The sequence below is a fragment of the Thiomonas sp. FB-6 genome (assembly GCF_000377645.1).
GTDB lineage: Bacteria > Pseudomonadota > Gammaproteobacteria > Burkholderiales > Burkholderiaceae_C > Thiomonas_A.
The window spans coordinates 45,948-72,944 of the sequence record NZ_KB898483.1; the positions used below are offsets into that span (position 1 = coordinate 45,948).

A 26,997-nucleotide genomic window follows, 5' to 3' on the forward strand; every position below is an offset into this window, starting at 1 on the left:
GCGCCCGCCGTGCCGCTCCCCGATCATGAAAAAGCTCTACATCAAGACCTTCGGCTGCCAGATGAACGAGTACGACTCGGCCAAGATGGCCGACGTGCTCGGCGCCGCCCAGCCCTGGGAGCCCACCGACACCCCGGAGGACGCCGACCTCGTGTTGCTCAACACCTGCTCCATCCGCGAGAAGGCCCAGGAGAAGGTGTTCAGCGACCTCGGGCGCCTGCGCCTGCTGAAGGCCGAGCGCCCGGGCCTGCGCATCGGCGTGGCCGGCTGCGTGGCCAGCCAGGAAGGCGCGGCCATCGTCGAGCGCGTGCCCTTCGTCGACCTCGTGTTCGGCCCGCAGACCCTGCACCGCCTGCCCGAGTTGCTGGAGGCGCGCGAGCGCACCGGGCGCGCGCAGGTGGACGTGAGCTTCCCGGAGATCGAGAAGTTCGACCACCTGCCGGCCGCGCGCGCCGAGGGGGCCACCGCCTTCGTGTCCATCATGGAAGGCTGCAGCAAGTACTGCAGCTATTGCGTGGTGCCCTACACCCGCGGCGAGGAGGTCTCGCGTCCGCTGGAGGACGTGCTCACCGAGGTGGCCGAGCTGGCCTCCCAAGGGGTGCGCGAGGTCACGCTGCTGGGCCAGAACGTCAACGCCTGGCGCGCCGAGGTGGACGGCCAGCCGGGGGATTTCGCGCTCTTGCTGGAGTACGTGGCGGAGATCCCGGGCATCGAGCGCATCCGCTACACCACCAGCCACCCCAACGAGTTCACGCAGCGCCTGATCGATGCGCATGCGCGCATCCCCCAGCTGGCGGCCCACGTGCACCTGCCGGTGCAGCACGGCTCGGATCGCGTGCTGGCGGCGATGAAGCGCGGCTACACGGCGTTGCAGTTCAAGCAGATCGCGCGCAAGCTGCGCGCGGCGCGCCCTGGCATCAGCATCGGCTCGGATTTCATCGTGGGCTTTCCCGGCGAGACCGAGGCCGACTTCGAGCAGCTGATGAAACTGGTGGAGGACCTGCGTTTCGACGCGAGCTTCAGCTTCGTGTTCAGCGCCCGCCCCGGCACGCCGGCCGCGGCGCTGCACGACGACACCCCGCAGGAGATCAAGCTGCAGCGCCTGCAACGCCTGCAGGCGCGCCTGGAGCAGTTCGCGCGGGAGATCTCCGAGGCCATGGTGGGCAGCACGCAGCGCGTGCTGGTGGAAGGCCCCAGCCGGCGCGACCCCGAGGAACTGCAGGGGCGCACCGAGAACAACCGCATGGTGCACTTCGTGGGGCCGCGCGAGCTGGTGGGGCGCATGGTGGACATGCGCATCTCGGCGGCCTACCCGCATTCGCTGCGCGGCGAGTTGCCCGCCGCGCAGCCCCTGGCTACTTGATCGCCAGGCGCAGCGCGTCCCACATGCGCTTGAAGAAGCCGGCCTGGCGCACCGGCGCCAGCACCTGCAGCGGGTAGCTGCCCATGGGCTTGCCGGCCAGCGCCACGTTCAGCGTGCCCACGCGCTGGCCCGCATCGAGCGGCGCCACCAGCGGGTCGTTGCGCTGCATCGTGGTCTGGATGCGCGCGGCGTCGCCGCGCGGCACGGTGACCACCACGTCCTGCAGGCTGCCCAGCGGCACGGTGGAGACGGCGCCCTTCCACACCGGCGCCTGCACCAGCGCCTTGCCGGCCTGCAGCAGGTGCACGTCGTCGAAGTTCTGGTAGGCCCAGTTCAGCAGCACGGCGCTTTCGGCCACGCGCGCATGCTCGGTGGGCGTGCCCATGACCACGGTGAGCACGCGGCGCGGCCCGGTGGGGGTCTTGCGCAGCGCGGTGGTGATCATGCAGTAGCCGGCGTTCTCGGTGTAACCGGTCTTCATGCCGTCCACCGAGGGGTCGGTGAACAGCAGGCTCACGCGGTTGGGCTGCGTGATGTGGTTGTAGGTGAATTCCTTGACCTTGAAGTAGCGCGCGAAATCGGCCGGGAAGTCGCGGACGATGTGGGTGGCGATGACGGCCAGGTCATGCGCGCTGCTGTGGTGCCCCGGGTCGGGCAGGCCGGTGGGGTCCATGAAGTGGGTGTCGTGCAGGCCCCACTGCTGCGCCTGGTTGTTCATCATGGACACGAAGGTGGCCTCGGAGCCGGCCACCGTCTGCGCCAGGGTCATGGCGGCGTCGTTGCCCGACTGCACGATCATGCCCATCAGCAGGTCGTCCACCGACACCGGCACGCGCGGGTCGACGAACATGCGCGAGCCGCCGGTGTGCCAGGCCTTCACGCTTTCGTGCACCATCTGGTCGCGCTTGACGGTGCCGTCCTTGATCGCCTTGAAGGTGAGGTAGGCGGTCATCAGCTTGGTCAGCGAGGCCGGCGCCTCCACCTGGTGGGCGTCGTGCTGGGCCAGGACCTGGTTGCTGGTGAGGTCCAGCACCAGCCAGCTGCGCGCGTCCAGGTTGGGCGGCGTGACGGTCTGCAGCAGCGCGGCGGTCGGGCCGTTGGGCAGGTTGCCGGGGCCGGCCGAGGCGGCGGCGGCTGCCGGGGCCGAGGCGGCAACAGGGCCAGGGGCGGCGGCCCAGGCGGCCGGCAGCGTGCCCGCGGCGAAGGACAGGACGAGCGCACCGACGGCAAGGCGCGAGGGTCGGAAAGCGGGTGGGAACATGGGCGATTCGGACAAAGCTGAAAAGCCGGCGGCATACCGGCGGATGCGCGCGCCCCGCTGACCGGGGCGCACAACCTGCAGCACCATAGCAGCGCGCGGAGGGCTTGTTGTTTCCTCAGGTATCGACGCGCGGGGGCGCGGCGACCGCGTTCAGTCGGGGAGCGTCGCGTGCCACGCGCACACCCATTGTTTCAGCGGCGTGAGCATGCCGTGAAAGAAATGCCCGGCGCCGGGCACCACCAGCACCGGCTGGGCCTGCGGGCGCGCCCAGTCCATGGTGGCGGACAGGGGCACGACGTCGTCGGCCTCGCCGTGCACCACCAGCATGCGCCGCGCCAGCGTGGCGCCGGCCTCGTCGCGCAGCGCCGGCACCGCGAAACTCGCCACCGCCGGCGCCACCAGGCACAGGTGGTGCACGTCGCGCGCCTGTTCGCGCAGTTGCGCGCACAGGCGCGCGGCCACGAAGCCCCCGAAGGAAAACCCGGAAATGGCCAGCAGCACGTCCTGCGCCAGGCCCAGTTCGGCCTGCGCGTGCAGCATCGCGGCGCGCAGGTCCTCGGTCTCGCCCAGGCCTTCGGTGTAGCGGCCCTCGCTGGCGCCCACGCCGCGGAAGTTCGGGCGCACCGCGGCGTAGCCCAGCTGCACCCAGGCCCGCGCGAGGGTCTGCGCCACCTTGTTGTCCAGCGTGCCGCCCTGCAACGGGTGGGGGTGCGCGACCACGGCCAGGCCGCGCGGCGCCTGCGCCGGCAGGTCGATGGCCAGCTCCAGCGTGCCGGCCGGGCCGGCGATGCGCTCGCGCCGGGTGGAGCTGTTCATGCCGCGGGCTCCTCGGGCACCAGCAGGCGCTCGACGATCTCGCCGTGCTTGAGGTGGCGCTCGACGATCTCGTCGATGTCGTGCTGGTCCACGTAGGTGTACCAGGTGCCCTGGGGGTAGACCACGCACACGGGCCCCTGCTCGCAGCGCTCCATGCAGCCGGCGCGGTTCACCCGCACCTTGCCGGGGCCGGCCAGGCCGGCCTGCTTGACGGCCTTCTTGCAGTGGTCGAAGGCCGCCTCGGCGCCTTGTGCCGCGCAGCAGGGGCGGGGCCCGTCGCGCTGGTTCAGGCAGAAGAACACGTGGTACTGGTAATGGCTCATGGAAGGCGCAGGGTTCAGAAGGGCTTGACCACCACCATGGGCACGATGACGAACAGCGCGACGGTGGGAATCTCGTTGAACCAGCGGTACCAGCGGTGGCTGTGCCGGTTGCGCCCCTGCTCGAACTGGCGCAGCAGGCGCCGGCAGAGGTGATCGAAGGCGATCAGCACGAGGACGAAACCGAGTTTCACGTGCATCCAGCCATTGCCGGGGCCGCGCAGCCCCACGCCGTAGACCAGCCAGAGCACGAGGCCGAAGCCCAGCGCCGGCACCATCAGGATGGTCATGAAGCGCAGCAGCTTGCGCGCCATCAGCAGCAGGCGCTCGCGCTCGGCGCGCGCCTCGGGCGCATCGCCCACCATGGCCAGGTTGACGTAGATGCGCGGCAGATAGAACAGGCCGGCGAACCAGGAAACGACAAAAATGACATGCAGGGCCTTGATCCACAGGAACATCGGGACTCCTCGGGGGTTGGCGGCAGCCCTGCATTGTGCCTGCGCACCCAAAAAAACGCCCCGGCCGGGGCCGGGGCGAACAGCCTTGGTCGAAAACACAAGGCGCCCGCTCAGGGAGGAGAAGCGGGAGGGACCCCCTCGCGGAGGCCACCTGGAGGAATAGACTGGCGTAAGCTCCAAAAGTTCCCGCGGCGCGACAAATTCCTCTTTCGCGATGCGTGTATTTCTCTCCTGCCATGACCCAGCCTCCGTTTCCCGCAACCCGCATGCGGCGCCTGCGCCGCGATGACTTCACCCGGCGCCTGGTGCGCGAGCACCGCCTGAGCGTCGACGACCTGATCCTGCCGGTGTTCGTGCTCGACGGCGAGCGCAAGCGCGAGAGCGTGGGCTCGATGCCCGGCGTGGAGCGCCTGAGTCTGGACCAGCTGCTGCCGGTGGCGCAGGAATGCGTGGAGCTGGGCATCCCGGTGATGGCGCTGTTCCCGGTCATCGACCCGGCGCTGAAAACCCCCGACGGCCTGGAGGCCGCCAACCCGGAGGGCCTGGTGCCGCGCGTGGTGCGCGCGCTCAAGCGCGAGTTCCCGCAACTGGGGGTGCTCACCGACGTGGCGCTGGACCCCTACACCTCGCACGGCCAGGACGGCCTGCTGGACGAGAGCGGCTACATCGTCAACGAGCCCACGGTGCAGATGCTGGTGCGCCAGGCGCTGGTGCAGGCGCAGGCGGGCGTGGACGTGGTGGCTCCCAGCGACATGATGGACGGGCGCATCGGCGCCATCCGCGACGCGCTGGAGAACGCCGGGCACATCCACACCCGCATCATGGCCTACAGCGCCAAGTACGCCAGCGCCTTCTACGGCCCCTTCCGCGACGCGGTGGGCTCGGCGTCCAACCTGGGCAAGGCGGACAAGAAGGTCTACCAGATGGACCCGGGCAACTCCGACGAGGCCTTGCGCGAGGTGCGCCTGGATATCGCCGAGGGCGCCGACATGGTGATGGTCAAGCCCGGCATGCCCTACCTGGACATCGTGCGGCGCGTGAAGGACGAGTTCCGCATGCCCACCTTCGTCTACCAGGTCAGCGGCGAATACGCGATGCTGCGCGCCGCGGCGCTCAACGGCTGGCTCGACGGGCCGGCGGTGATGATGGAATCGCTGCTGGCCTTCAAGCGCGCCGGCGCCGACGGCATCCTGACCTACTTCGCCATCGAGGCGGCCCGGGCGCTGCGCGCGCGCTGAATAACCGGCAAGACCCTGGCCCGGCAACGGGACGGACCGGCCTCCCATAATCCTGACGACGTTCTGCACGGCCTTCCCGAAGGGGCGTGCAGCTGCCTCGGGGCCCTCGTGCCCCGCCTGCCACTCGTCCGCCAGGAGTGCCGATGCCCCCCGAATCCTGCTCGCCGCCCCCAGGGCAGCTGCCTCGCCCGTCAACGTCACGCCGAGGCCGCGCCGGCCTCGGCCACGCGCTCCGCGGCGCGGCCCTGGCCTGCGCCGGGCTGCTCGGCCCGGCCACACCGGCTGCGCAAGCGGCGCCGACCGGCGCCCCGGGCTCCGGCTACGCCATGCTGCAGATCGTGCCGCTGGGCGCCGGGGACACGCTTGCATTCACCGCGGTTCCCGGCAAGGACAACCCCCTCGGCTTTGCGGTGCAATGCCACACGATGCCGCCCGGCCGCGTCTGCGACGGCGGCACCCTGGCGGGAAGGTTCCCCGCGCGCGAGACGCAGAGCCTGCTGCAGGTCACGACCGAGGGCATCGCGCCCTGCGTCAACAGCCCGTACTACTTCTCCTGCCCCATCGCGCCCTTGCCGGACCAGGGCGCGCAGCGGGTGTCTTACACCTTGCGCGTGGCGCCCGGGGACTACGCGACCAACGTCGCGACCGTGGAAGGCAGGGACGGCCTTCATCTGGCCACGGGCACCCTGGTCACCACCATGCAAGGCGAGGGCACGCTGAGCCTCGCGCCGGCGCCGGACGTGATCATTCCCGACGACTCGCGCAATGCGATCGCCACCCTGCACTACAGCAACGCCGGTCCGTCGGTGAACCGCGGCGTTCGCCTGCGCATCGGACCGTTCCCGGATTACCTGCAGCCTTCGGTCATGAGCGATGAGCCGGACTGCGTGTTCGAAGGGAACATGCTGGAGTGCAGGCCTCCCGACCTGCCGCCAGGGGTCATGCGCGACGTGGCGATCACCATCTACGCCGACATCCAACGCGCTCCGCCGCTGCCGGCCAAGTCCGATATCGAGGTCGAGGCCAGCAGCGATCTGGGCCACAGCCAGACGGTGTTCTCCGTCGTGGTGATGCACGTCCAGTAGCCTTGCGCTGGCGTCGTCCGGCAGGGCGAGCCGCTACAGCAGCACGACCAGCGCGATGGCCAGCCAGCCCAGCGCGAAGTTGAGTTGCACCAGCCGGTGGATGCGCTGCAGCGCGGCGCCCGCCTCGGGCCAGCGGGCCTCACGCGCGGCGCGGCAGGCGCGCCGGTAGGGGGCGAAGTAGAGGTAGGCGAACACGGCCGTCATCAGCAGGCCGATGCCCAGCATGGCGTGCCAGCCCGGCGGCGCGGCCGCCATGCCCACGCTGGCCAGCGCCCAGGCGCCGCTGCCCAGCAGCAGCGCGATGCTCAGCCACACCAGCGGGAAAAAGCCTCGCAGCACCTGCAGCATCAACTGCTGGCGCAGCGGCGGCTCCAGCACGCGCAAGGCGGCCGGGCGCAGCGCCAGCAACACCAGGCTCATGCCGCCCATCCAGACGATGGCACCGATCAAGTGTATGAAAAGCAACAATTTGTTCACGACAACCCCCTGGGGCCGAGCATAGCCCAAACGCCGTGCCGCCCCTGGCGGCGCATGTCCGCACTGCGCCTTGCCTTGCTCTGGCGCAAGGCAAGCCCGAGGCCAGCTACGAAAATACTGGATTGCTGCCTAGGGGTTTACGTATACTTCCGCCGTTTGGCCACGAGCGATTTGTTACAACGCTTGGCCGGGATGTTGACTGGATGGTGGCCCCAGGGCGCGCGCTGCGCACCTCGACGGGGCCCAGCGCGCGAAGTCCGCGTGCCACGACCGCGGCAGCAGGATGCTCGGCGCACCGTGAGGGTGCGCCGGCTGGTCCGCGGTGGCACGGGCCAGCCACCCATCCCGCAGCAGCAGAACCGCAAGACCTCATCAGCAAAATCTAGCAAAAAACGTGCAAGCCTTGGACACCTGGCAGGACGAAGACGACACGCCGCGCGAGCCGCTGAGCAGCGAGCAGGCGCAAGCCTTGCTGCGCGCCAAGCCGGGCGTGTCGCCGCTGCGCGTGGTCGCGCTGCAACTGGCCGTGACCCTGCTGGCCGGCCTGGCGGGCTGGCTGCTGGGCGGGCGCTCCGCGGGGCTGTCGGCGCTGTGGGGCGGCGCGGTGGTGCTGCTGCCGGCCGCCTTGTTCGCCGGTGCCATGCGCCGCTGGCTGGTGCGCCTGCCGCCCGCCTACGCACTGTTCGGCTTCGCCTTCGGCGAATTGCTCAAGATCGCCTTCACCGTGATGTTCCTGCTGCTGGCCCCGCGCCTGCTGCCCGCCCTGAGCTGGCCGGCGCTGCTGCTCGGCCTGGTGGCCACGCTGCAGGTGTACTGGATCGCCCTGCTGTTGCGCGGCAAGCCGCGCGACAGCGGGAAACAAGCCTGAGTCCGCGCACCACCACGCGACCAACCCTTTTGCCGAAGCTGCCATGTCCGCTCCAGAACCGACGATCACCGCAGGCGAATACATCATCCACCACCTGACGCAGTGGACCAGCGCCCCGCGTGCCGGCGTGGTGGACTTCCACGTCGTCGACATCGACTCGCTGGTCATGACCCTGCTGCTGGGCGCGCTGGCCTGCTTCGTGCTGTGGCGCGTGGCCCGCTCGATGAGCAGCGGAGTGCCGGGGCGCATGCAGGCCGCGGTGGAGTTCCTGGTGGAGTTCGTCGACGAGCAGGCGCGCGGCATCGTGCGCAACGCCAAGTCGCGCGAATTCGTCACGCCGCTGGCCTTCATCTCCTTCATCTGGATCGTGCTGATGAACGCGATGGACCTGCTGCCGGTGGACCTGCTGCCGCGCCTGTGGGAAGGCGCCGCCGCCGCCACCGGTCACGATCCGCAGCACGCCTACCTGCGCGTGGTGGCCACCGCCGACCTGTCGGTGGCGCTGGGCATGTCCATCACCGTGCTGCTGCTGAGCCTGTACTACGGCGTGCGCGTCAAGGGCCTGGGGGGCTGGCTGCACGAGCTGTTCACCGCCCCCTTCGGCAACCACCCGGCGCTGTGGCCGCTGAACTTCGGCATGCAGTTGCTGGAGTACCTGGCCAAGACCCTGTCGCACGGCATGCGACTGTTCGGCAACCTGTACGCCGAGGAAATCCTGTTCATGATCATCGCGCTGATGGGCGCGGCGGGACTGAGCAGCCTGTCCGGTTGGGCGCTGTTCTTCGGGAACATCGCCGCCGGGCTGGCCTGGTCGATCTTCAGCATGCTGATCATCGTGCTGCAAGGCTTCATTTTCATGATGCTGACCCTGGTCTACATCGGCCAGGCGCACGACCACCATTGATCGGGGCCGCAATCCCGCATCGATCGTTTCACCCCTTTGCTTTTCCTCTCTGACTCTTCAACCCTTCCTCAGGAGCCATTCATGGAACACGTTCTCGGATATGTCGCGCTGGCCGCTGGCCTGATCATCGGCCTGGGCGCCAACGGCGCCTGTATCGGCATCGGCATCATGGGCAGCAAGTACCTCGAGTCGGCCGCCCGCCAGCCCGAGCTGATGAACGAACTGCAGACCAAGATGTTCCTGCTGGCCGGCCTGATCGACGCCGCCTTCCTGATCGGCGTCGGCCTGGCCATGATGTTCACCTTCGCGAACCCGTTCGTGCTGAAGTGATCCCGCGGACCGCACTGACGGTCTGCACACCTCATGTCCCCGAAACTACGCAAGGGTTAGCGCCATGCATTTGGACGCAACACTGATTGCGCAGCTCATCGTGTTCCTGCTGCTGGCGGCGTTCACGGCCAAGTATGTGTGGCCGCCGATCACCAAGGCGCTGGACGAGCGCGCAAAGAAAATCGCCGACGGCCTCGCCGCGGCTGATCGTGCCAAGGCCGAGCTGGCCTCGGCCAACCAGGAAGTCACGCGTGAGCTCGCTCGTTCGCACGAGGAGAGCGCGCAGCGCCTGCACGAGGCCGAGCGCCGCGCCATGGCGATGATCGAGGAAGCCCGCCGCAAGGCCGAGGAAACCGCCGAGGCGATCGTCGCCCAGGCGCACGCCGAGGCCCAGCAGCAGGTAGTCAAGGCCCGCGAGGCCCTGCGCGACCAGGTCGCGGCGCTGGCGGTTCAGGGCGCCGAGGCGATCCTGCGCCGCGAGGTCAACGCGCAGGCCCACGGCGAGCTGCTTCAGCAGCTCAAAGCCGAGCTCTGAGCGAAAGGAACCGCGATGGCTGAACTCGCAACCGTCGCACGGCCCTACGCCGAAGCGATGTTCCAGGCCGCGCAGGGCGCGGCGGCCGCCGAAACCCTCGACCAGGTGGCCGAGCAGCTCGACGCGCTGGCCGTGGTCGCGCGCGACGCCGGCCTGCGCCGGCTGGTCGGCGACCCGCAGCTGGGTGCGCAGGCCCTCGGCGAGCTGATGCTGTCGGCGCTGCCGAAACAGCCCGGCGCCGCGGTGCGCAACCTCCTGCACGTGGTGCTCGAGAACCACCGCCTGGCGGCGCTGCCGGCCATCGCCGAGCAATTCCACCGGCTGAAGGACGCCGCGCAGCAGCGCGCCGAGGTCCAGGTCACCAGCGCCTTCCCCATGGACCAGCGCCAGCTCGACGAGCTGCTGCCGGCCCTGGAGCGGCGCTTCGGACGCAAGCTGTACGCGCGCGTCGAGGTCGACCCCGGGCTGATCGGCGGCGTGCGCGTGGCCGTCGGCGACGAGGTGCTGGACACCTCGGTACGCGCCCGCCTGGAGTCGATGCGCAACGCGCTCACGGCTTGAGGCCACACCCCATTCGCCCATGAATACCGAGGCTCCCCATGCAACTCAATCCCGCTGAAATCTCCGAACTCATCAAGAGCCGCATCGAAGGCCTGGGCACGGCCGCCGATGTGAAGAACCAGGGCACCGTGGTGTCCGTGTCCGATGGAATCGTGCGGGTGCACGGGCTGTCCGACGTCATGCAGGGTGAAATGCTCGAATTCCCGGGCAACACCTACGGCCTGGCGCTGAACCTGGAGCGCGACTCCGTGGGCGCCGTGGTGCTGGGCGAATACGGCCACATCTCGGAAGGCGACACGGTCAAGTGCACCGGGCAGATCCTGTCCGTGCCCGTGGGCCCCGAGCTGATCGGCCGCGTGGTCAACACCCTGGGCATGCCCATCGACGGCAAGGGCCCGATCAACACCAAGCTGACCGACGTGGTCGAGAAGGTGGCCCCGGGCGTGATCTGGCGCAAGTCGGTGTCGCAGCCGGTGCAGACCGGCGTGAAGGCCATCGACTCCATGGTGCCGGTGGGCCGCGGCCAGCGCGAGCTGATCATCGGCGACCGCCAGACGGGCAAGACCGCCGTCGCGGTGGACTCGATCATCAGCCAGAAGGGCAAGGACCTGATCTGCATCTACGTCGCGGTCGGCCAGAAGGCCTCCACCGTGGTCAACGTGGTGCGCAAGCTGCAGGAACACGGCGCGATGGACTACACCATCGTGGTCGCCGCCACCGCCTCCGACTCGGCCGCCATGCAGTACCTGGCGCCCTACGCCGGCTGCACCATGGGCGAGTACTTCCGCGACCGCGGCCAGGACGCGCTGGTGGTCTACGACGACCTGACCAAGCAGGCCTGGGCCTACCGCCAGATCTCGCTGCTGCTGCGCCGCCCGCCGGGCCGCGAAGCCTACCCCGGCGACGTGTTCTACCTGCACAGCCGCCTGCTCGAGCGCGCCGCGCGCGTGAACGAGGAGTACGTGGAGAAGTTCACCCAGGGCGAGGTCAAGGGCAAGACCGGCTCGCTGACCGCGCTGCCGATCATCGAGACCCAGGCCGGCGACGTGTCCGCCTTCGTGCCGACCAACGTGATCTCGATCACCGACGGCCAGATCTTCCTGGAAACCGACCTGTTCAACTCCGGCGTGCGCCCGGCCATCAATGCCGGCGTGTCGGTGTCGCGCGTCGGCGGTGCCGCGCAGACCAAGGTGATCAAGAAGCTGTCGGGCGGCATCCGTACCGACCTGGCGCAGTACCGTGAACTGGCCGCCTTCGCGCAGTTCGCCTCCGACCTGGACGACGCCACGCGCCGCCAGCTCGAGCGCGGCCGCCGCGTCGTGGAACTGCTCAAGCAGCCCCAGTACCAGCCGGTGCAGGTGTGGCAGCTGGCCGCCTCGCTGTACGCAGTGAACAACGGCTACCTCGACGACATCGACGTCAAGCAGATCCTGGGCTTCGAAAAGGGCCTGCACGACCACCTGCGCAGCAAGTGCTCCGCGCTGGTCGACAGCATCGAGTCGAAGAAGGACCTGGGCAAGGAAGACGAGACCGCGCTGAAGGAAGCGATCGCCGAGTTCAAGAAAAGCGGCGCTTATTGAGTGCCCCGGGCGGCCGGGCTTGCCCGGCCTGCCCCCCGAGGGGGTCGAATCGGCTTGGGACGACCCTGAGCCGATTCGGCTCACCGCCTCGAAAGGGACACATCAGTGAGCGAACGGACTGGAGAGCCCGCATGCCTGGAATGAAAGAAGTCCGCCTGAAGATCAAGAGCGTGCAGAACACGCGCAAGATCACCAAGGCGATGGAAATGGTGGCCGCCTCGAAGATGCGCAAGGCGCAGGAGCGCATGCGCGCCGCGCGCCCGTACGCCGAGAAGGTGCGGGCCATCACCGCCAACCTCAGCCAAGCCAACCCCGAGTACAGCCACCCCTTCCTGGTGGCGCGCTCGCCGGTGCGCAAGGTGGGCCTGATCCTGGTCACCACCGACAAGGGCCTGTGCGGCGGCTTGAACACCAACCTGCTGCGCGGCGTCACGCAAAGCATCAAGCAGTGGCAGGCCGACGGCGTCGAGGTGCACGCCTGCGCGATCGGCAACAAGGGCCTGCAGTTCCTCAACCGCATCGGCGTGGACGTGGCCTCGCACCTGGTGCAGATGGGCGACAAGCCCCATCTGGACAAGCTGGTGGGTCCGGTGAAGGTGCTGCTCGACGCCTATGAGCGCGGCGAACTCGACGCGGTCTACCTGGGCTACAACCGCTTCGTCAACACCATGCGCCAGGAGCCCCAGCTGGAGCAGTTGATCCCGCTGAGCAAGCAGGCGATGAGCACCACCGAGGCCGAGCGCAAGGCCTACGGCTGGGACTACATCTACGAACCCGATGCCAAGCCGGTGATCGATGCGCTGCTGGTGCGCTACGTCGAGGCCCTGGTGTACCAGGCGGTGGCCGAGAACATGGCCAGCGAGCAATCCGCGCGCATGGTGGCGATGAAGTCGGCCTCCGACAACGCCAAGACCGTGATCAGCGAACTGCAACTGGTCTACAACAAGAGCCGCCAGGCAGCGATCACCAAGGAATTGTCCGAAATCGTCGGCGGAGCGGCGGCCGTCTGACGGCGACGCGAGCGAGACGCGCACCCCCATTCAGAGAATCCCGGAGAAACCCGAAATGAGCACGGCCCAAAACCAAGGCAGGATCGTCCAGTGCATCGGCGCTGTGATCGACATCGAATTCCCGCGCGAGCACATGCCCGCCATCTACGAGGCGCTGCGCCTGTCGGACGACCAGGACCTGGGCCTGGCCGAGCGCGGCGTGACCTTCGAAGTGCAGCAGCAGATCGGCGACGGCGTGGTGCGCACCATCGCGCTGGGCTCGACCGACGGTCTGCGCCGCGGCATGGCCGTGAACGCCACCGGCGCGCCGATCTCGGTGCCGGTGGGCCAGGGCACGCTGGGCCGCATCATGGACGTGCTGGGCCGCCCGATCGACGAAGCCGGTCCGATCCAGTGCGACGAGCTGCGCTCGATCCACGCCAAGGCCCCGGCCTTCGATGAGCTGTCGCCGTCGGTGGACCTGCTGGAAACCGGCATCAAGGTGATCGACCTCGTGTGCCCCTTCGCCAAGGGCGGCAAGGTGGGCCTGTTCGGCGGCGCCGGCGTGGGCAAGACCGTCAACATGATGGAGCTGATCAACAACATCGCCAAGCAGCACAGCGGCCTGTCGGTGTTCGCCGGCGTGGGCGAGCGCACCCGCGAGGGCAACGACTTCTACCACGAGATGGAAGAGTCGAAGGTGCTGGACAAGGTGGCCATGGTGTTCGGCCAGATGAACGAGCCCCCGGGCAACCGCCTGCGCGTGGCGCTGACCGGCCTGACCATGGCCGAGAAGTTCCGCGACGAAGGCCGCGACATCCTGTTCTTCGTCGACAACATCTACCGCTACACGCTGGCCGGCGTGGAAGTGTCCGCGCTGCTGGGCCGCATGCCTTCGGCGGTGGGCTACCAGCCGACCCTGGCCGAGGAAATGGGCGTGCTGCAGGAGCGCATCACCTCCACCAAGAACGGCTCGATCACCTCGATCCAGGCCGTGTACGTGCCCGCGGACGACCTGACCGACCCGTCGCCTGCGACCACCTTCAACCACCTGGACGCCACCGTGGTGCTGTCGCGCGACATCGCCTCGCTGGGCATCTACCCCGCGGTGGACCCGCTGGACTCGACCAGCCGCCAGATCGACCCGAACGTGATCGGCGAGGAGCACTACAACACCACCCGCGCGGTGCAGGGTATCCTGCAGCGCTACAAGGAACTGCGCGACATCATCGCCATCCTGGGCATGGACGAACTCTCGCCCGAGGACAAGCAGACCGTGGCGCGCGCGCGCAAGATCCAGCGCTTCCTGTCGCAGCCCTTCCACGTGGCCGAGGTGTTCACCGGCTCGCCGGGCAAGTACGTGCCGCTGAAGGAAACCATCCGCGGCTTCAAGATGATCGTCAACGGCGATTGCGATGCGCTGCCCGAGCAGGCCTTCTACATGGTCGGCACCATCGACGAAGCCTTCGAGAAGGCGAAGAAGCTGAACTGAGCTTGGTTCGCGGGGCCGCCGCGCGCTGCGCGCGGCCCGTTTCCGGCCTTTCGGAGTGGTCATGAAAACCTTTCATATCGATGTGGTCAGTGCCGAAGAGCTGATCTATTCCGGTGAAGCCCGCTTCGTCGCGCTTCCCGGGGAAGCCGGCGAGCTCGGCATCCTCGCCGGTCACACGCCGCTGATCACCCGCATCAAGCCCGGCGCGGTGCGCATCGAGCGCCCCGACGGCGCGAGCAACGAAGAAGACTTCGTGTTCGTCGCCGGCGGTGTGCTCGAGGTGCAGCCGGGGCACGTCACGGTGCTGGCCGACACGGCCATCCGCGGCAAGGACCTCGACGAGGCCAAGGCCCAGGAGGCTCTGAAGCAGGCCGAGGAGAATCGCGTCCACGCCAAGGACACGCAGGACATCGCGGTGGTCGAAGGCGAACTGGCGATGCTGGCCGCCCAGCTGGCGGCGATCCGCCGCCTGCGCGGACGCATGCACTGAAACACCCGGCAGGGCCGCCGCCGTCCGCGGCGCCCTCCCGCCAAGCCACACCTCCGGGTGTGGCTTTTTTTCGCCCCGGCCCGGGTCTTTTGCACAGGCAAGTTTTTTGGCCTAGTATTTCCACTGCAAGGAGCCGGATCATGCCCTCGAAACCCCGCCTGCTGGATGTCCAGGCCATCCCGCCTACCCCGGCGGAAGCCGATGCCGGCCGCGTGCTCGCCAAGGCCACGCTGCGCGCGGCCACGCTGCTGGGCCTGAGCGGGCGCCAGCTGGCCGAGGTGATCGGCAGCAGCGAGTCCACCGTCTCGCGCATGGCCGGCGGCGCCCGCGCGCTGGCGCCGCGGTCCAAGCCCGGGCAACTGGCCACGCTGGTGATCCGGGTCTACCGCTCGCTGGACGCGCTGGTGGGCAACGATTCCCAGGCGCGCCTGCGCTGGATGCAAAGCTACAACGATGCGCTGGGCACCACGCCACTGCAGGCCCTGAGGACCCCCGAGGGGCTGGTGCGCGTGGTCACCTACCTCGACGGCGCGCGCGCGCTGGCATGAGCGAGCGCTGGCAGCCCGCCTGGCTGGAACAGGCACGCGCGGCCCGGCGCGAGCTGTGGCGCGGCGTCGAGGCCCAGCACCAGGTGGCCACGATGCGCCTGGTGGATTCCGCCCGGGAGCAGGAAGTGCTGGAGGGCCTGCTGGAAGCCAGCAAGCCCCCGCTGCCGCGCGCCGCGCAGGGAAGCCATTACCTGGTGTTCACGCCCTTTCGCTACACCTCGCCCCACCCGAGCCGTTTCCGGCGCGCGCAGGCTCCGGGCGTGTGGTACGGGGCCGACGAGCCCGCCACGGTGTGTGCCGAACTGGCCTGGTGGCGCTGGCGTTTCCTGCGCGACAGCGAGGGTCTGCGCGAGGAGTCGCTGATCACCGAGCACACCTTGTTCAAGGCCCGCTTCGAAGGCGTCGAACTCGATCTCATGCGCCCGCCGTGGAACGCGCTGCGCGCGCGGTGGCGCGACCCGAGGGACTACACCGACTGCCACGCGCTGGCCGAGGCCTTGCGCGAGGGCCCCGCGGACATCGACGCCATCCGCTACGAATCCGCGCGGCGCGAGGGCGCCGCCTGCGCGGCCGTGCTGCGCGCGCCCGCGCTGAGCATCCCCGAACTGCACGCGCAGCAGACCTGGACCTGCAAGGTCGGCCCGCGGCGCGTGCTGTTCACCAGCAAGACCGGCGGCGCCACGCTGAGCTTCGAATTCGGCCCCGAGGCACCGGCGGCCTGAGGCGCGACCCGGACGGCAGCGCGCTGCCCTGGGCGTCGGCGCGAAGCCTGTGTAGCATGGCGCCAGCGTCCCGCTGCTGCTTTGCCCAAGCCCTGCCGATGCCCACGCGCCACGCCGCCTGTTCCGCCCGCCGCCCGCGCCGCGCCCGCCGCATGGGGGCCTGCCTGGTGCCGCTGGCCGCGGCGCTGGCGCTGGCCGGTTGCGCGAGCAGCCCGTCGCGGCGCTCGGGCGTGGCCATGCAGGCGCCGGTCAACGGCTCCAGCGGCTGCTACGCGCCGGCGCCCAACCTGCGCGCGGCCTACAACCGCGACTACACGGTGCTCGGCCACAGCTACGCGCCCTTGCGCAGCGCCTCGGGCTACGAAGTGGACGGCACCGCCTCCTGGTACGGCTGGGAGTCGGGCAAGACCACCTCCATGGGCAGTTCCTTCAACCCCCGTGCCTTCACGGCGGCCAGCCGCGTGCTGCCGCTTCCCACCTGCGTGGAAGTGACCAACCTGCGCAACGGGCGCAGTGCGCTGGTGCTGGTCAACGATCGCGGCCCCTTCGTCGACAGCCGGGTCATGGACCTGTCCTACGGCGCCGCCAAGGCGCTGGGCGTGATGGCCACCGGCACCGCGCCGGTGCGCATCGTGGCGCTGGCTCCCGGCACCCTGCAGGCCGGCCCGGCCGACGTGGCGGCGCCGCCGATGCCCGCTCCCGCGCAGGCGCAGCCGTTGCTGGGACCGCAGGGCGCGCCAGAGACCTTCGCGCCGGCGCCGCTGAGTCCGGCAAGCCCGGCCGCGCCGGAAAGCCCGGCGGTTGCGCCTTCGCAGCCGGCCCCGGCCTCGCCCTCCATGCAGGTGGCCACGCTGCAGCCGCTGGACTCCCAGGCGGCGCGGGCGCCGCGCGGCCCCGCCGCGGCGGGGCCGCCACAGGCCCCGGGCACGGCGGCGCCGGCGGCCAGCGACCCGCTGGCCGCGCTGATCGCTTCGGCTACGGGGCCCCAGGCGCCGTCCCCGGCCTCACCCTCGCCCTCGCCGCCGCCGCAGGTGGCCGATGCGGCGGTGCCGCCCGCGGACACAGCCGCATCGGCGCCCGCGGACTACCCCGCCCCGGCGGCGAAGGTGCGGCAGCCTCCACGGCAGCAGCCCCCCGAGGCGCCCGAGGCGCAACAGGCTCAGGCGCCGATGCCCGCGGGCGCGCCGCAGACCTACGTGCAGACCGGCGCCTTCACGGTCGAAGGCAACGCCCGGCAGGAGGCCCGTCGCATCGAGCGCGCCGGCCTGGGGCCGGTGGAGGTGGTGCCGGGATTCGTCAACGGACGCACCTGGTACAAGGTGCAGATCGGGCCGCTGGCGCCCAACGCACAGGACCCCGGCCTGCGCGACCGCCTGGCCCGCCTGGGCCTGCGCGGCTACACCTACTTGCAGCAATAGCGCGCGGGCGCCGGCTCAGCCGCCGCGGTGCAGGCAATGCCGGATGAACTCCTGGCGCTGCTCGCCGCGCAACGCGTGCAGCCGCGCCTGCTCGTTGCACCAGCGCATGCGATGCTGCTGGCGCCCCGGCAGGCGCCGCGGCGCCGGGCGCGCGCCGACCAGCGGGCCGCGGCAGGCCGGCGGGAGCGCCTCGGCCTGCGCCAGGCTGCGCGCGGGCGCCTGTTCGCAAGCCGGCCGCGGAATCACCGGGTGCACGGCGCCGCGCGCCGGCTGCACCAGGGCCGCGGCGCTCAGCGCCATCCCGGCCGCCACGAGCGCGCCCGCGGCTGGCCGCGACAGGGCGCGAAACCTTCCCAGGCATGTGGATTCGGGCATGCGCCCCCGTAGACTCACGCTGTTGCTGCTCCTGGCCCAGGGTGGGACCGCGCCGCGCGGACAGGGGGTGCATCTTAGAATGACGGGTTTTGTCCCTGCCGGCCACGGTGATCGCATCCCCGGGCGGCCGCTCGGGCACGACCCCTGAACTCCGGCCCATCATGCGCGACTACCTCCTCCGGCTGAACGAGACCCTGGTCACCGCGGCCACAAGGCTGCTCGCGCCCGGCGAGAGCCTGGGCGCGGCCACGCTGCTCGAACGCCCCAAGGCCGCCGGACACGGCGACTTTTCCTGCACGCTGGCGCTGCAGCTGGCACGCCGGGTCGGGCGCAACCCGCGGGACATCGGCCAGCTGCTGCTGGAGGCGGTACAGGCGGACGCGGAACTGGCCGCCGGCCTGCAATCCGCGTCCCTCGCGGGCCCCGGCTTCGTGAATTTCACGCTGGCCGCCGCGCTCAAGCACCAGGTGCTGCGCCAGGTGCTCGACGAGGGCGAGGCCTACGGGCGCGCCGCGGTGGATCCGGCGCGGCGCGTGCTGGTGGAGTTCGTGTCGGCCAACCCGACCGGACCGCTGCACGTGGGCCATGGGCGCCAGGGGGCGCTGGGCGACACCCTGGCCGAGCTGATGGCCACGCAGGGCTGGGCGGTCAGCCGCGAGTTCTACTACAACGACGCCGGAGTGCAGATCGGCAACCTGGCGCTGTCGGTGCAGGCGCGCGCGCGCGGCCTGGCGCCGGGCCAGCCCGGCTGGCCCGAAGCCGCCTACAACGGCGAATACATCGCCGACATCGCGCGCGACTACCTGGCCGGGGCCACCGTGCAGGCGGCCGACGGCCAGGCGGTGCGCGGCGCCGGCGAGGTGGAGAACCTGGAGGCCATCCGGGCCTTCGCCGTGACCTACCTGCGTCGCGAGCAGGACATCGACCTGAAGGCCTTCGGCATCGCCTTCGACAACTACTACCTGGAATCCAGCCTGTACGCGGACGGGCGCGTGCACGAGGCCGTGCATGCACTGGTGACCGCCGGGCACACCTACGAGTCCGACGGCGCGCTGTGGCTGCGCAGCACCGAGTTCGGCGACGACAAGGACCGCGTGATGCGCAAGTCCGACGGCAGCTACACCTATTTCGTGCCCGACGTCGCCTACCACCTGGCCAAGTGGGAGCGCGGCTTCCGCCATGCGGTGAACATCCAGGGCTCGGACCACCACGGCACCATCGCCCGCGTGCGCGCCGGGCTGCGCGGCGCCGACCCTCGGATTCCGCAGGACTACCCGCAGTACGTGCTGCACAAGATGGTCACGGTGATGCGCGGCGGGCAGGAGGTGAAGATCTCCAAGCGCGCCGGCAGCTACGTGACCCTGCGCGACCTCATCGAGTGGTCCGGCGGCGTGCGCGAGGGGCAGACGCCCGAGGAGCGCGAGGCGGCGCTGCGTCGCGGCCGCGACGCCGTGCGCTTTTTCCTGGTCTCGCGCAAGGCCGACACGGAGTTCGTGTTCGACGTGGACCTGGCGCTGGCGCAAAGCGACGACAACCCGGTGTATTACGTGCAGTACGCGCACGCACGCATCTGCTCGGTGCTGGCGCAATGGGCCGAGCGCGACGGCGGGCAGGAATCGCAGCTGGCCGGCTGCGATCTGTCCCCGCTGGACGGATCCCGGGAAATGGAGCTGCTGATGCTGCTCGCGCAATACCCGGATATGCTGCGCCAGGCTGCTGCCGACCTGAGCCCGCACGACGTGGCCTTCTACCTGCGCCAGCTCGCCGGCAGCGTGCACAGCTATTACAACGCCGAGCGCGTGCTGGTGGACGATCCGGCGCTCAAGCACGCCCGCCTCGCACTCCTGCTGGCCGTGCGCCAGGTGTTGCACAATGCCCTGTGCGTGCTGGGGGTGAGCAGCCCGCAGCGCATGTGAACGCGCCCAGCCCCCACGGGCGCGATTTCCCGAGCCCTACCCGACACACCATGCCCCGTTCCTCCCGCACATCCCGCAGCCAGAGCGCGCAGCAGCGCGGCGGCACCCTGCTCGGCTTGATCATCGGCCTGGTGCTGGGCCTGGCGATCGCGCTGGCCTCGGCCGTGTACATGAACCGGGCCTCGCTGCCCTTCATGAACCGCTACCAGCAGCGCCCGAGCATGGCCGCGTCCGAGGCTGCGAACTGGAAGCCCAACGCCGGCCTCAGCGGCACCGCGGCGCCGCCCGCGGCGGTGACCGGCGCGGGCCTGGCCGGCAAGGTGGCCAGCGCGCCGCTGTCGGCGCATGCCATCGAATCGCTGGGCGTTCCGGCCGGCGGCGTGCTCGGCGCCCAGGGCGCGACCGCGGGCGGCACGGCTCCGCAGACGGCGACCGCGGCAGCTCCGGCGGCCAGCGCGGCGGCCACTCCGGGCGTGCAGTACATCGTGCAGATCGGCGCCTACAGCCACCGCGGCGATGCCGAGGCCCAGCGCGCGAAGGTCGCGCTGACCGGGCTGGAAGCCCACCTCGACGAGCGCAACGTCGGCGGGCGCACGCTGTGGCGCGTGCGCGTGGGGCCGTTCCCGACGGCCCCGCAGGCCGACGCGGCGCAGAAGACCCTCAACGACAGCGGCATCGGCTCGGCCGTCGTGCGCGTCGGACCCTGAACCGGAAGGAAGCAACATGATGCGCTGGTGGATGCGTGTGGCGGCGGCGGCGCTGCTGGGTTTCACGGCGGGCGCGCAAGCCGCCCCCGCGCAACTGCAGCCGGGCCAGGGCTACGAACGCCTGGCCACGCCGCAGCCCGTGAGCCCGAAGGGCAAGATCGTGGTGACCGAGTTCTTCTGGTACAACTGCCCGCACTGCGCGGCCATGGAGCCGCTGCTCGATGCCTGGGCGAAGAAGCTGCCGCCCGACGTGGTGCTCGAGCGTGTGCCGGTGGCCTTCGCGCCGCAATTCGAGAACCAGCAGAAGCTCTACTACGCGCTGAAGGCGCTGGGCAAGGTGGATCAGCTGCAAGGGCCGATCTTCACCGCCATCCACCAGCAACACATCGTGCTGATGAATCCGCAGCAGATGGCCAACTGGCTGGCCGCGCACGGCGTGCCCAGGCAGAGCTTCCTGGGCGCCTTCGATTCCTTCGGCGTGCAGATGGAGGCCAAGCGGGCAACCCAGATGGTCACCGACTACCAGATCGCCGGCGTGCCCACGCTGGTGGTGCAGGGAACCTACGCGCTGTCGGCCTCGATGCCGCAGACCCCCGACAACCCGCAGGTGCTGCAAGGCGTGGACCAGATGATCGCCAAGGTCCGCGCCGATATGAAGCATTGATCCCCACGGCGGCCGCGAGCCGCATCGTGGGGCGAGCCGCCGCCATGCCGGCGTGCCTACAATGCGCAGCATGAAAGCAAACTTCGTGCCGATGCAGCGCGCCGCCGCCGCGCTGCGGGGGGCGGCGCTGGCGGCAGCGGTGATGCTCGGCGCGGGCCTGCCCAGCGCCTGGGCCTTGCGTTCGGACAACACCCAGCCGCTGCTGGTGGATGCCGGCGACATGCACTTCGACAACGTGGCACAGGCCACGGTGTTCACCGGGCATGTGACGATCACCAAGGGAACGCTGGTGCTGCATGCCGCGCGCGTGGAGGTGCACCAGGACGCCGACGGCTACGACAACGCCACCGCCTACGGCAGCGCCGCGCAGCTCGCCACCTTCGACCAGACCCTGGACGCCGCGCCGGGGCAGCCGCGCCCCACCGTGCACGGACGCGCGCTGCAGTTGCACTACGACGGGCGCAGCGACGTCATCACCCTGACCGGGCGCGCGGTGCTGGAGCGCTCGCTGGACGGGCACCTGAGCGACCGCGCGCAAGGCGCCGTGATCATCTACAACGACCTCACCGACGTGTTCACCGTGCAATCCGGCAAGGCGGGAGTGGATTCTTCCAACCCCCATGGGCGGGTGCGCGTGATGCTGGCGCCGCGCGCCCCGGCCTCCGCGGCCTCCACGGCCTCCACGGCGACGGCGGCGGCCAGCGCCCCCGGGCTGCGCGCGTCGCCGACGCTGGAGGGGCACTGATGGGAGCGGCTCCCGAGCAGCGCTCCCCGGCGCCGCAGCCTGCCGCGCGCGGCGGGCTGCTCAGCGTGCGCCAGCTGCAAAAGCGCTACGGCGGGCGCACCGTGGTGCGCGACGTCAGCTTCGAGGTGCGCAGCGGCGAGGTGGTGGGCCTGCTCGGCCCCAACGGCGCCGGCAAGACCACGTCCTTCTACATGATCGTCGGCCTGGTGCGCGCCGATGCCGGCGAGATCCACCTGGACGGGCGCGACATCTCGCAGATGCCCATGTACCGGCGCGCGCGCCTGGGGCTTTCCTACCTGCCTCAGGAAGCGTCGATCTTCCGCGGGCTGACGGTGGCCGAGAACGTGCGCGCGGTGCTGGAACTGCAGCGCGACGCCAAGGGCCGCGCACCGGCACGCGAGGCCATCGAGCAGCGCCTGGGCCAGCTGCTGCGCGAGCTGCACGTGGAGCACCTGGCGAACACGCCGGCGCCGGCTTTGTCGGGCGGCGAGCGCCGGCGCGTGGAGATCGCTCGCGCGCTCGCCACCGACCCGCAATTCATCCTGCTGGACGAGCCCTTCGCGGGGGTGGACCCGATCGCCGTGATCGAGATCCAGCGTATCGTGCAGTTCCTCAAGTCGCGCGGAATCGGCGTGCTGATCACCGACCACAACGTGCGCGAGACCCTGGGCATCTGCGACCACGCCTGCATCATCAGCGAAGGCAGCGTGCTGGCCGTCGGGCAGCCGCAGGAAATCGTCGAGAACCCCGCGGTGCGCAAGGTGTACCTGGGCGAGAGCTTCCGGCTCTGAGAACGCGGCCATGAAGCAGTCCCTGAATCTGAGGCTGTCGCAGCACCTGGCGCTCACGCCCCAGCTGCAGCAGTCCATCCGCCTGCTGCAGCTTTCCACGGTGGAACTGCAGCAGGAGGTCGAGCAGATGCTCGAACTCAACCCCTTCCTGGAGCCCGACGAGGAACACCTCGATGCGGCGCCGTCGCAGGACGCCGCCCAGGCCGGGCGGGAAGAGGCACAGGCCGCGGAGCAGCAGGCCGCGCAATCCGTGCCGGAGCCGGGAGCCGGCGAGTCCGACGCGCCGAGCGCCGAGCGCGCGGGCGAGCGCCTGGAATCCGTCCCGGGCCCCGCCGACGGTGCGCCGGAGGCGCCCGAACTGCGCCTGGATGCCGAGGACTGGCGCGACGGCGCGCAAAGTGCCGATCCGGCGGAACGCCCGGAGCCCCCGGAGCCCGGCGAGGGCGGCGACTGGGACGAGGGCGCCGCGACCACCTGGCAGTCCGGAGGCGAGAGCGACGACGAGTTCGACCCGCTGAGCCTGGCGCATGCCGCCCAGGACCTGCGCGCGCACCTGCGCTCGCAGCTGACCGGGCGCGCGCTGTCGCCACAGGACCGCGCCGCGGCCGAGGCGGTCATCGACTCCCTGGACGACTACGGCTACCTGCCCGAGACCCCCGAGCAGCTCGCCGCCGAGTTGTCGCCCTCCAGCGGCGCGGAGGAACTGGAGGCGCTGGGCGAGGCACTGCGCGTGGGCCTGCGCCTGGTGCAGAGCTTCGACCCCGCCGGCGTCGGTGCCTCCTGCCTGGCCGAGTGCATGCGCCTGCAACTGCTGCGCCTGCCCGCGGACGCCACGCGCGAGCTGGCGCTGGCACTGTGCACGCCCGCCCACCTGGAATGGCTGTCCAAGCGGGACTGGAAGCGCCTGGGCCGGGCCCTGCAGGCCGAGGAGCCGGCGCTGCGCTCGGCGCAGCAGCTGGTCGCCCGCCTGGACCCGCGGCCGGGCGCGCGCTTCGCCGCGCAGGCCGCGCAAAGCGTGGTGCCCGACGTGATCGCGCAGCGCGTGGGCCCGCGCTGGCGCGCGGTGCTGAACCCGGAGGTGTTGCCCAAGCTGCGCATCCATTCGCTGTACGCCGAATTGCTGCGGCGCTCGCGTGACGGCAGCGGCCTGTCGGGCCAGCTGCAGGAAGCGCGCTGGTTCGTGCGCAACGTGCAGCAGCGCTTCGAGACCATCGAGCGCGTCGCGCAGGCGGTGGTGGAGCGCCAGCAGGCCTTTTTCAGCGACGGCGAACTGGGCATGCGCCCGCTGGTGCTGCGCGAGATCGCCGACGAGCTGGGACTGCACGAATCGACCATTTCACGGGTGACCACGCAAAAGTACCTGCTCACTCCGCACGGCACCTTCGAGCTCAAGTACTTCTTCGGCTCGGGCCTGGCCACCGACAGCGGCGCCAGCGCGTCGAGCACCGCGGTGCGCGCGCTGATCCGCGGCATGGTGCAGCAGGAGAATCCGGCGAGCCCGCTGTCCGACGGCGAAATCGCCGTGCGCCTGGCCGCGCAGGGCATCACGGTGGCGCGGCGCACCGTGGCGAAATACCGTGAGGCCCTGCGCATCGCGCCGGCGACCCAGCGCAAGGTGGTCTGAGCGCCGCGCCGGCAGCGCCCGGCGGGCCTAGCCTCAGCCCGAGGCGCGGATGCGCTGCACCAGCGAGGTGGTGGACCGCCCCTCGACGAAGGGCAGCGCATGCGCGCGACCTCCCCAGGAGCGCACCAGCGCGGTCTCCGCCAGGCGCTCGACCTCGTAGTCGCCGCCCTTGACGTAGACGTCGGGGCGCAGTTCCGCGAGCAGCGCCAGCGGCGTGGACTCGTCGAACAGCACCACCAGGTCGACACTTTGCAGCGCGGCCAGCACCGCCGCGCGATCATCCTGCGGGTTGAGCGGGCGCTCCGGCCCCTTGCCCAGCGAACGTGCGGAGAGGTCGGAATTCAGCCCCACCACCAGGCTGCCGCCCAGCGCGCGCGCGCTGGCCAGGTAGCTCACATGACCGCGGTGCAGGATGTCGAACACCCCGTTGGTGAACACCACCGGGCGCGCCAGGCCTGCGACGGCGGCGCCGGCGCGCTCGCGCGGGCAGATCTTCGCCTGCAGCGCGGCGGGAAGCTCCGCCGGAGCGGCAACGGTGGTGGGAGCCTGGGCCATCCGGCGAATTGTCGCAGACTCGTAAACTAGGACAGGTACTTGCTCGCCCGGCAAAAACGGTCTTGAATGGAACAAAAGGTACCATATAACAACGTTCCCGCGACGCAGCTCCCCGCCCGCCTTCCCGAACCCATGACCGATTCCCCCCAGAGCCCGCGCCTGCGGGCACACGCCTGCCTGCTTGTCGAGCGTCTGCGCTACGGCCTGGACCCGATGGTTCCGATGCTGCTCATCGCCGCGGTGGTCGGCGCGGTCAGCTCGATCGCGGTCGAAGGTTTCCGCCAGTCCATGTACCTGATCATGAACCTGTACAGCGACCACGCGGAGCACCTGGTGACCGCCGCGCGCTCGCTGCCGGGCTGGCAACGCGCGGCGATCCCGCCGCTGGCGGCGGCGCTGGGCGGCCTGATGATGTGGGCCGGACAGCGCTGGATCAAGCGCCCGCGCGGACCGGAATACATGGAGGCGGTGCGCGTGGGCAACGGCCAGTTGCCGCTGGCGCCCAACCTGGTGCGCACGACGAGTTCCCTGGTCGCGGTCAGCGGCGGCATCACCATCGGGCGCGAAGGGACGATGATCCAGTTCGCCGCGCTGATCTCCTCGATCATCGGGCGCATCGGCCGCGCCGACACCGCGCACCAGCGCCTGGTGGTGGCCTGCGGCGCGGCGGCCGGCTTCGCCGCCGCCTACCACGCGCCGATCGCCGGCACGCTGTTCGTCGCCGAAATCATCCTGGGCGGCCTGCAGTTGCGCGAGATCGCCGCCGTGCTGGTGGCCGCAGTGATCGGCGAACTCACCACGCAAAGCCTGTTCGCCACCGGGCCGCTGTACCTGGCCCACGCCGTGCCCCCGGTGAACTTCATCGACCTGCTCGACGCCTCGCTGCTGGGGCTGATGGCCGGGCTGCTCGGCCCACTGTTCCTGTGGCTGCTGGACAGCACGCGCCGGGCCTGGCAGGCGCGGGTGAACTGGCTGCCGCTGCGCATGGGACTGGCCGGGCTGCTCATCGGGCTGCTTTCGCTGATCCGCCCGGAGGTCTGGGGAAACGGCTACAGCATGGTGCAGTCCATGCTGGTGGACCACTGGACGCTGAGCACGCTGGCACTGGTGTTCGTGCTGCGGCTGGTGGCAGTCACAGCGGCCAGCGCGGCCGGCATCCCGGGCGGCGTGCTCACGCCGACGCTGGCGCTGGGCGGCGCGATGGGCCTGATGGTCTCGCACCTGCTGCTGGTGCCCGAAGCCAGCCACTCGCAGGCCCTGTGGACCCTCGTGGGCATGGGCAGCCTGCTGGCGGCCACCACCCATGCGCCAGCCATGTCGGCGATCATGATGTTCGAGGTCACCCGCAACTACAACGTGGTCATGGCGGCCATGCCGGCCTGCGTGATCGCCTCGGTGGTGGGCAGCCTGCTGCGCCACCGCTCGGTGTACGCGGAGGCGCTGGGCCTGCGCGAGCACGCCGAGGCGCTGGGTTCGGCGCCGCCGGCGCAAGAGACCGCCGAGCCGGCGGCGCCAGGGCCCTGAGGGCGGGAACCGGACCGGATAGCCTCGGCAAATTTGCGGATTTTTCTCTGATGTTGGTCAATTTTCATGGCACGTTCGCGCAGAGATCACGCCGCCTGGCGCGCCCTGGCGGGCGCTTGACCAGGGGCTGCAACAGGGCTTGCGCTGGCGGCTTGCTTTTGGTTTGCGGGCGGCGCACACTGGCATCGCCGGGTTCGCCGCTTCCGGCGCAACCCGGTAAATACCTGCAAGTCATCACGGTTTCTTCGAATCAGGAGGGATTCATGAACCTGACCATCAGCGGCCACCACATGGAAGTCACACCGGCCCTTCGCAGCTACGTCGAGTCCAAGCTTCACCGCATCACGCGGCACTCGGACCAACTCATCAGCGTCAACGTACTGTTGTCGGTGGAGAAGCAGAAGGAAAAGGAACGCCGCCAGAGAGCCGAGTGCAATCTGCAACTCAAGGGACGCAACATCTTCGCCGAAAGCCAGGACCAGGACCTGTACGCCGCGATCGACGAACTCGTCGACAAGATCGACCGGCAGGTGGTCGAGCACAAGAACCGCACGCAGGCCCACCAGGCCGTGCCGGGCAAGTACCTGGCCACCTCCTGAGCCGTACGCGGCCCGCGGCAGGCGCCGCGGGCCCCTCGCACC

Annotated in this window: 30 protein-coding genes; 23 read left to right on the plus strand and 7 right to left on the minus strand. The window is 70.3% G+C overall.

The genetic code is table 11. The annotated features are described in order from the left end of the window. Positions 1–25 precede the first annotated feature (25 nt). A complete protein-coding gene (miaB, locus tag D466_RS0111640) occupies positions 26–1,363 on the plus strand; it encodes a tRNA (N6-isopentenyl adenosine(37)-C2)-methylthiotransferase MiaB (protein WP_018913892.1) in 1,338 nt (445 codons plus the stop codon). Here miaB and D466_RS0111645 read toward each other — a convergent pair. From D466_RS0111645 to D466_RS0111660, 4 genes are all read right to left on the minus strand, one after another. Continuing rightward, the gene (locus tag D466_RS0111645; protein WP_156004234.1) at positions 1,356–2,624 is read right to left on the minus strand and encodes a D-alanyl-D-alanine carboxypeptidase family protein; all 1,269 of its coding nucleotides are present in this window, start codon (positions 2,622–2,624) and stop codon (positions 1,356–1,358) included. The genes miaB and D466_RS0111645 overlap by 8 nt on opposite strands. A 150-nt stretch (positions 2,625–2,774) precedes the next feature. Further along, positions 2,775–3,440 (minus strand): alpha/beta hydrolase, encoded by a 666-nt coding sequence (locus D466_RS0111650; protein ID WP_018913894.1) that lies wholly within the window; start codon positions 3,438–3,440, stop codon positions 2,775–2,777. Then, positions 3,437–3,763, minus strand: a complete 327-nt coding sequence (locus D466_RS0111655; RefSeq protein WP_018913895.1) for a ferredoxin — start codon at positions 3,761–3,763, stop codon at positions 3,437–3,439. Before D466_RS0111655 ends, D466_RS0111650 begins: the two co-directional genes overlap by 4 nt. Positions 3,764–3,777: 14 nt before the next feature. Continuing rightward, positions 3,778–4,218: a CopD family protein gene (locus D466_RS0111660; RefSeq protein ID WP_018913896.1), complete on the minus strand. Its 441-nt coding sequence runs from the start codon at positions 4,216–4,218 to the stop codon at positions 3,778–3,780. Positions 4,219–4,454: 236 nt separating this feature from the next. Here D466_RS0111660 and hemB point away from each other — a divergent pair, with 236 nt between their 5' ends. Together hemB and D466_RS0111670 are read left to right on the plus strand one after the other, a co-directional pair. Next, entirely contained in the window at positions 4,455–5,456 is a 1,002-nt protein-coding gene (gene hemB / locus D466_RS0111665; protein ID WP_026285185.1) for a porphobilinogen synthase, read from the plus strand. Positions 5,457–5,782: 326 nt separating this feature from the next. Continuing rightward, positions 5,783–6,541, plus strand: a complete 759-nt coding sequence (locus tag D466_RS0111670) for a hypothetical protein (RefSeq protein WP_018913898.1) — start codon at positions 5,783–5,785, stop codon at positions 6,539–6,541. A gap of 33 nt (positions 6,542–6,574) precedes the next feature. Here D466_RS0111670 and D466_RS0111675 read toward each other — a convergent pair whose 3' ends face one another. Next, complete coding sequence (locus tag D466_RS0111675) at positions 6,575–6,961, minus strand: CopD family protein (protein ID WP_231385709.1); 387 nt, start codon at positions 6,959–6,961, stop codon at positions 6,575–6,577. Positions 6,962–7,412: 451 nt separating this feature from the next. On the opposite strand from D466_RS0111675, the gene D466_RS0111680 reads away from it, so the two are divergent. The 12 genes from D466_RS0111680 to D466_RS22865 all read left to right on the plus strand — a co-directional run bounded on the left by D466_RS0111680 (position 7,413) and on the right by D466_RS22865 (position 17,455). Beyond that, positions 7,413–7,886: an ATP synthase subunit I gene (locus tag D466_RS0111680; protein ID WP_026285186.1), complete on the plus strand. Its 474-nt coding sequence runs from the start codon at positions 7,413–7,415 to the stop codon at positions 7,884–7,886. A gap of 43 nt (positions 7,887–7,929) precedes the next feature. Continuing rightward, positions 7,930–8,790 carry a F0F1 ATP synthase subunit A gene (gene atpB, locus D466_RS0111685; RefSeq protein ID WP_018913901.1) on the plus strand — a complete coding sequence of 287 codons (861 nt, stop codon included), beginning with the start codon at positions 7,930–7,932 and terminating at the stop codon, positions 8,788–8,790. 81 nt (positions 8,791–8,871) lie between these two features. Beyond that, a complete protein-coding gene (gene atpE, locus D466_RS0111690) occupies positions 8,872–9,120 on the plus strand; it encodes a F0F1 ATP synthase subunit C (protein WP_013107156.1) in 249 nt (82 codons plus the stop codon). 64 nt (positions 9,121–9,184) lie between these two features. After that, positions 9,185–9,655 (plus strand): F0F1 ATP synthase subunit B, encoded by a 471-nt coding sequence (locus D466_RS0111695; RefSeq protein ID WP_018913902.1) that lies wholly within the window; start codon positions 9,185–9,187, stop codon positions 9,653–9,655. Positions 9,656–9,670: 15 nt separating this feature from the next. Further along, complete coding sequence (locus D466_RS0111700; protein WP_026285187.1) at positions 9,671–10,216, plus strand: F0F1 ATP synthase subunit delta; 546 nt, start codon at positions 9,671–9,673, stop codon at positions 10,214–10,216. 38 nt (positions 10,217–10,254) lie between these two features. Further along, on the plus strand, positions 10,255–11,796 hold the full coding sequence (gene atpA / locus D466_RS0111705) for a F0F1 ATP synthase subunit alpha (RefSeq protein ID WP_018913904.1): 1,542 nt from the start codon (positions 10,255–10,257) through the stop codon (positions 11,794–11,796). A gap of 131 nt (positions 11,797–11,927) precedes the next feature. Beyond that, on the plus strand, positions 11,928–12,806 hold the full coding sequence (atpG, locus tag D466_RS0111710) for a F0F1 ATP synthase subunit gamma (RefSeq protein ID WP_026285188.1): 879 nt from the start codon (positions 11,928–11,930) through the stop codon (positions 12,804–12,806). Between the two features lie 55 nt (positions 12,807–12,861). After that, entirely contained in the window at positions 12,862–14,277 is a 1,416-nt protein-coding gene (gene atpD / locus D466_RS0111715; protein WP_018913906.1) for a F0F1 ATP synthase subunit beta, read from the plus strand. Between the two features lie 61 nt (positions 14,278–14,338). After that, complete coding sequence (locus tag D466_RS0111720; protein WP_018913907.1) at positions 14,339–14,767, plus strand: F0F1 ATP synthase subunit epsilon; 429 nt, start codon at positions 14,339–14,341, stop codon at positions 14,765–14,767. Positions 14,768–14,907: 140 nt separating this feature from the next. Further along, positions 14,908–15,315, plus strand: a complete 408-nt coding sequence (locus tag D466_RS0111725; RefSeq protein ID WP_018913908.1) for an MbcA/ParS/Xre antitoxin family protein — start codon at positions 14,908–14,910, stop codon at positions 15,313–15,315. Beyond that, a complete protein-coding gene (locus tag D466_RS21565; RefSeq protein WP_018913909.1) occupies positions 15,312–16,037 on the plus strand; it encodes an RES family NAD+ phosphorylase in 726 nt (241 codons plus the stop codon). The genes D466_RS0111725 and D466_RS21565 overlap by 4 nt, the downstream gene beginning before the upstream one ends. A 98-nt stretch (positions 16,038–16,135) precedes the next feature. Further along, positions 16,136–17,455 (plus strand): septal ring lytic transglycosylase RlpA family protein, encoded by a 1,320-nt coding sequence (locus D466_RS22865; RefSeq protein ID WP_018913910.1) that lies wholly within the window; start codon positions 16,136–16,138, stop codon positions 17,453–17,455. A 15-nt stretch (positions 17,456–17,470) separates the two neighbouring features. On the opposite strand, the gene D466_RS24455 is transcribed toward D466_RS22865, so the two are convergent. Next, positions 17,471–17,755 carry a PsiF family protein gene (locus D466_RS24455; RefSeq protein WP_018913911.1) on the minus strand — a complete coding sequence of 95 codons (285 nt, stop codon included), beginning with the start codon at positions 17,753–17,755 and terminating at the stop codon, positions 17,471–17,473. A 236-nt stretch (positions 17,756–17,991) separates the two neighbouring features. On the opposite strand from D466_RS24455, the gene argS reads away from it, so the two are divergent. The 6 genes from argS (at position 17,992) to rpoN (ending at position 24,277) form a co-directional block, all read left to right on the plus strand. After that, positions 17,992–19,746 (plus strand): arginine--tRNA ligase, encoded by a 1,755-nt coding sequence (gene argS, locus D466_RS0111745; RefSeq protein ID WP_018913912.1) that lies wholly within the window; start codon positions 17,992–17,994, stop codon positions 19,744–19,746. Between the two features lie 50 nt (positions 19,747–19,796). Continuing rightward, a complete protein-coding gene (locus D466_RS0111750; RefSeq protein ID WP_018913913.1) occupies positions 19,797–20,453 on the plus strand; it encodes an SPOR domain-containing protein in 657 nt (218 codons plus the stop codon). Positions 20,454–20,469: 16 nt separating this feature from the next. Further along, entirely contained in the window at positions 20,470–21,117 is a 648-nt protein-coding gene (locus D466_RS0111755) for a thiol:disulfide interchange protein DsbA/DsbL (protein WP_018913914.1), read from the plus strand. Between the two features lie 70 nt (positions 21,118–21,187). Next, positions 21,188–21,862 (plus strand): lipopolysaccharide transport periplasmic protein LptA, encoded by a 675-nt coding sequence (gene lptA, locus D466_RS0111760; RefSeq protein WP_026285192.1) that lies wholly within the window; start codon positions 21,188–21,190, stop codon positions 21,860–21,862. Then, entirely contained in the window at positions 21,862–22,653 is a 792-nt protein-coding gene (gene lptB, locus D466_RS0111765) for an LPS export ABC transporter ATP-binding protein (protein WP_018913916.1), read from the plus strand. Before lptA ends, lptB begins: the two co-directional genes overlap by 1 nt. 10 nt (positions 22,654–22,663) lie before the next feature. Next, the gene (gene rpoN / locus D466_RS0111770; RefSeq protein ID WP_018913917.1) at positions 22,664–24,277 is read left to right on the plus strand and encodes an RNA polymerase factor sigma-54; all 1,614 of its coding nucleotides are present in this window, start codon (positions 22,664–22,666) and stop codon (positions 24,275–24,277) included. A 33-nt stretch (positions 24,278–24,310) separates the two neighbouring features. Here rpoN and rfaE2 read toward each other — a convergent pair whose 3' ends face one another. Next, the gene (gene rfaE2, locus D466_RS0111775; protein WP_018913918.1) at positions 24,311–24,832 is read right to left on the minus strand and encodes a D-glycero-beta-D-manno-heptose 1-phosphate adenylyltransferase; all 522 of its coding nucleotides are present in this window, start codon (positions 24,830–24,832) and stop codon (positions 24,311–24,313) included. Between the two features lie 132 nt (positions 24,833–24,964). On the opposite strand from rfaE2, the gene D466_RS0111780 reads away from it, so the two are divergent. Then, a complete protein-coding gene (locus tag D466_RS0111780; protein ID WP_018913919.1) occupies positions 24,965–26,356 on the plus strand; it encodes a chloride channel protein in 1,392 nt (463 codons plus the stop codon). Between the two features lie 263 nt (positions 26,357–26,619). After that, positions 26,620–26,955 (plus strand): ribosome hibernation-promoting factor, HPF/YfiA family, encoded by a 336-nt coding sequence (gene hpf / locus D466_RS0111785; RefSeq protein WP_018913920.1) that lies wholly within the window; start codon positions 26,620–26,622, stop codon positions 26,953–26,955. The last annotated feature ends 42 nt before the right edge of the window (positions 26,956–26,997 follow it).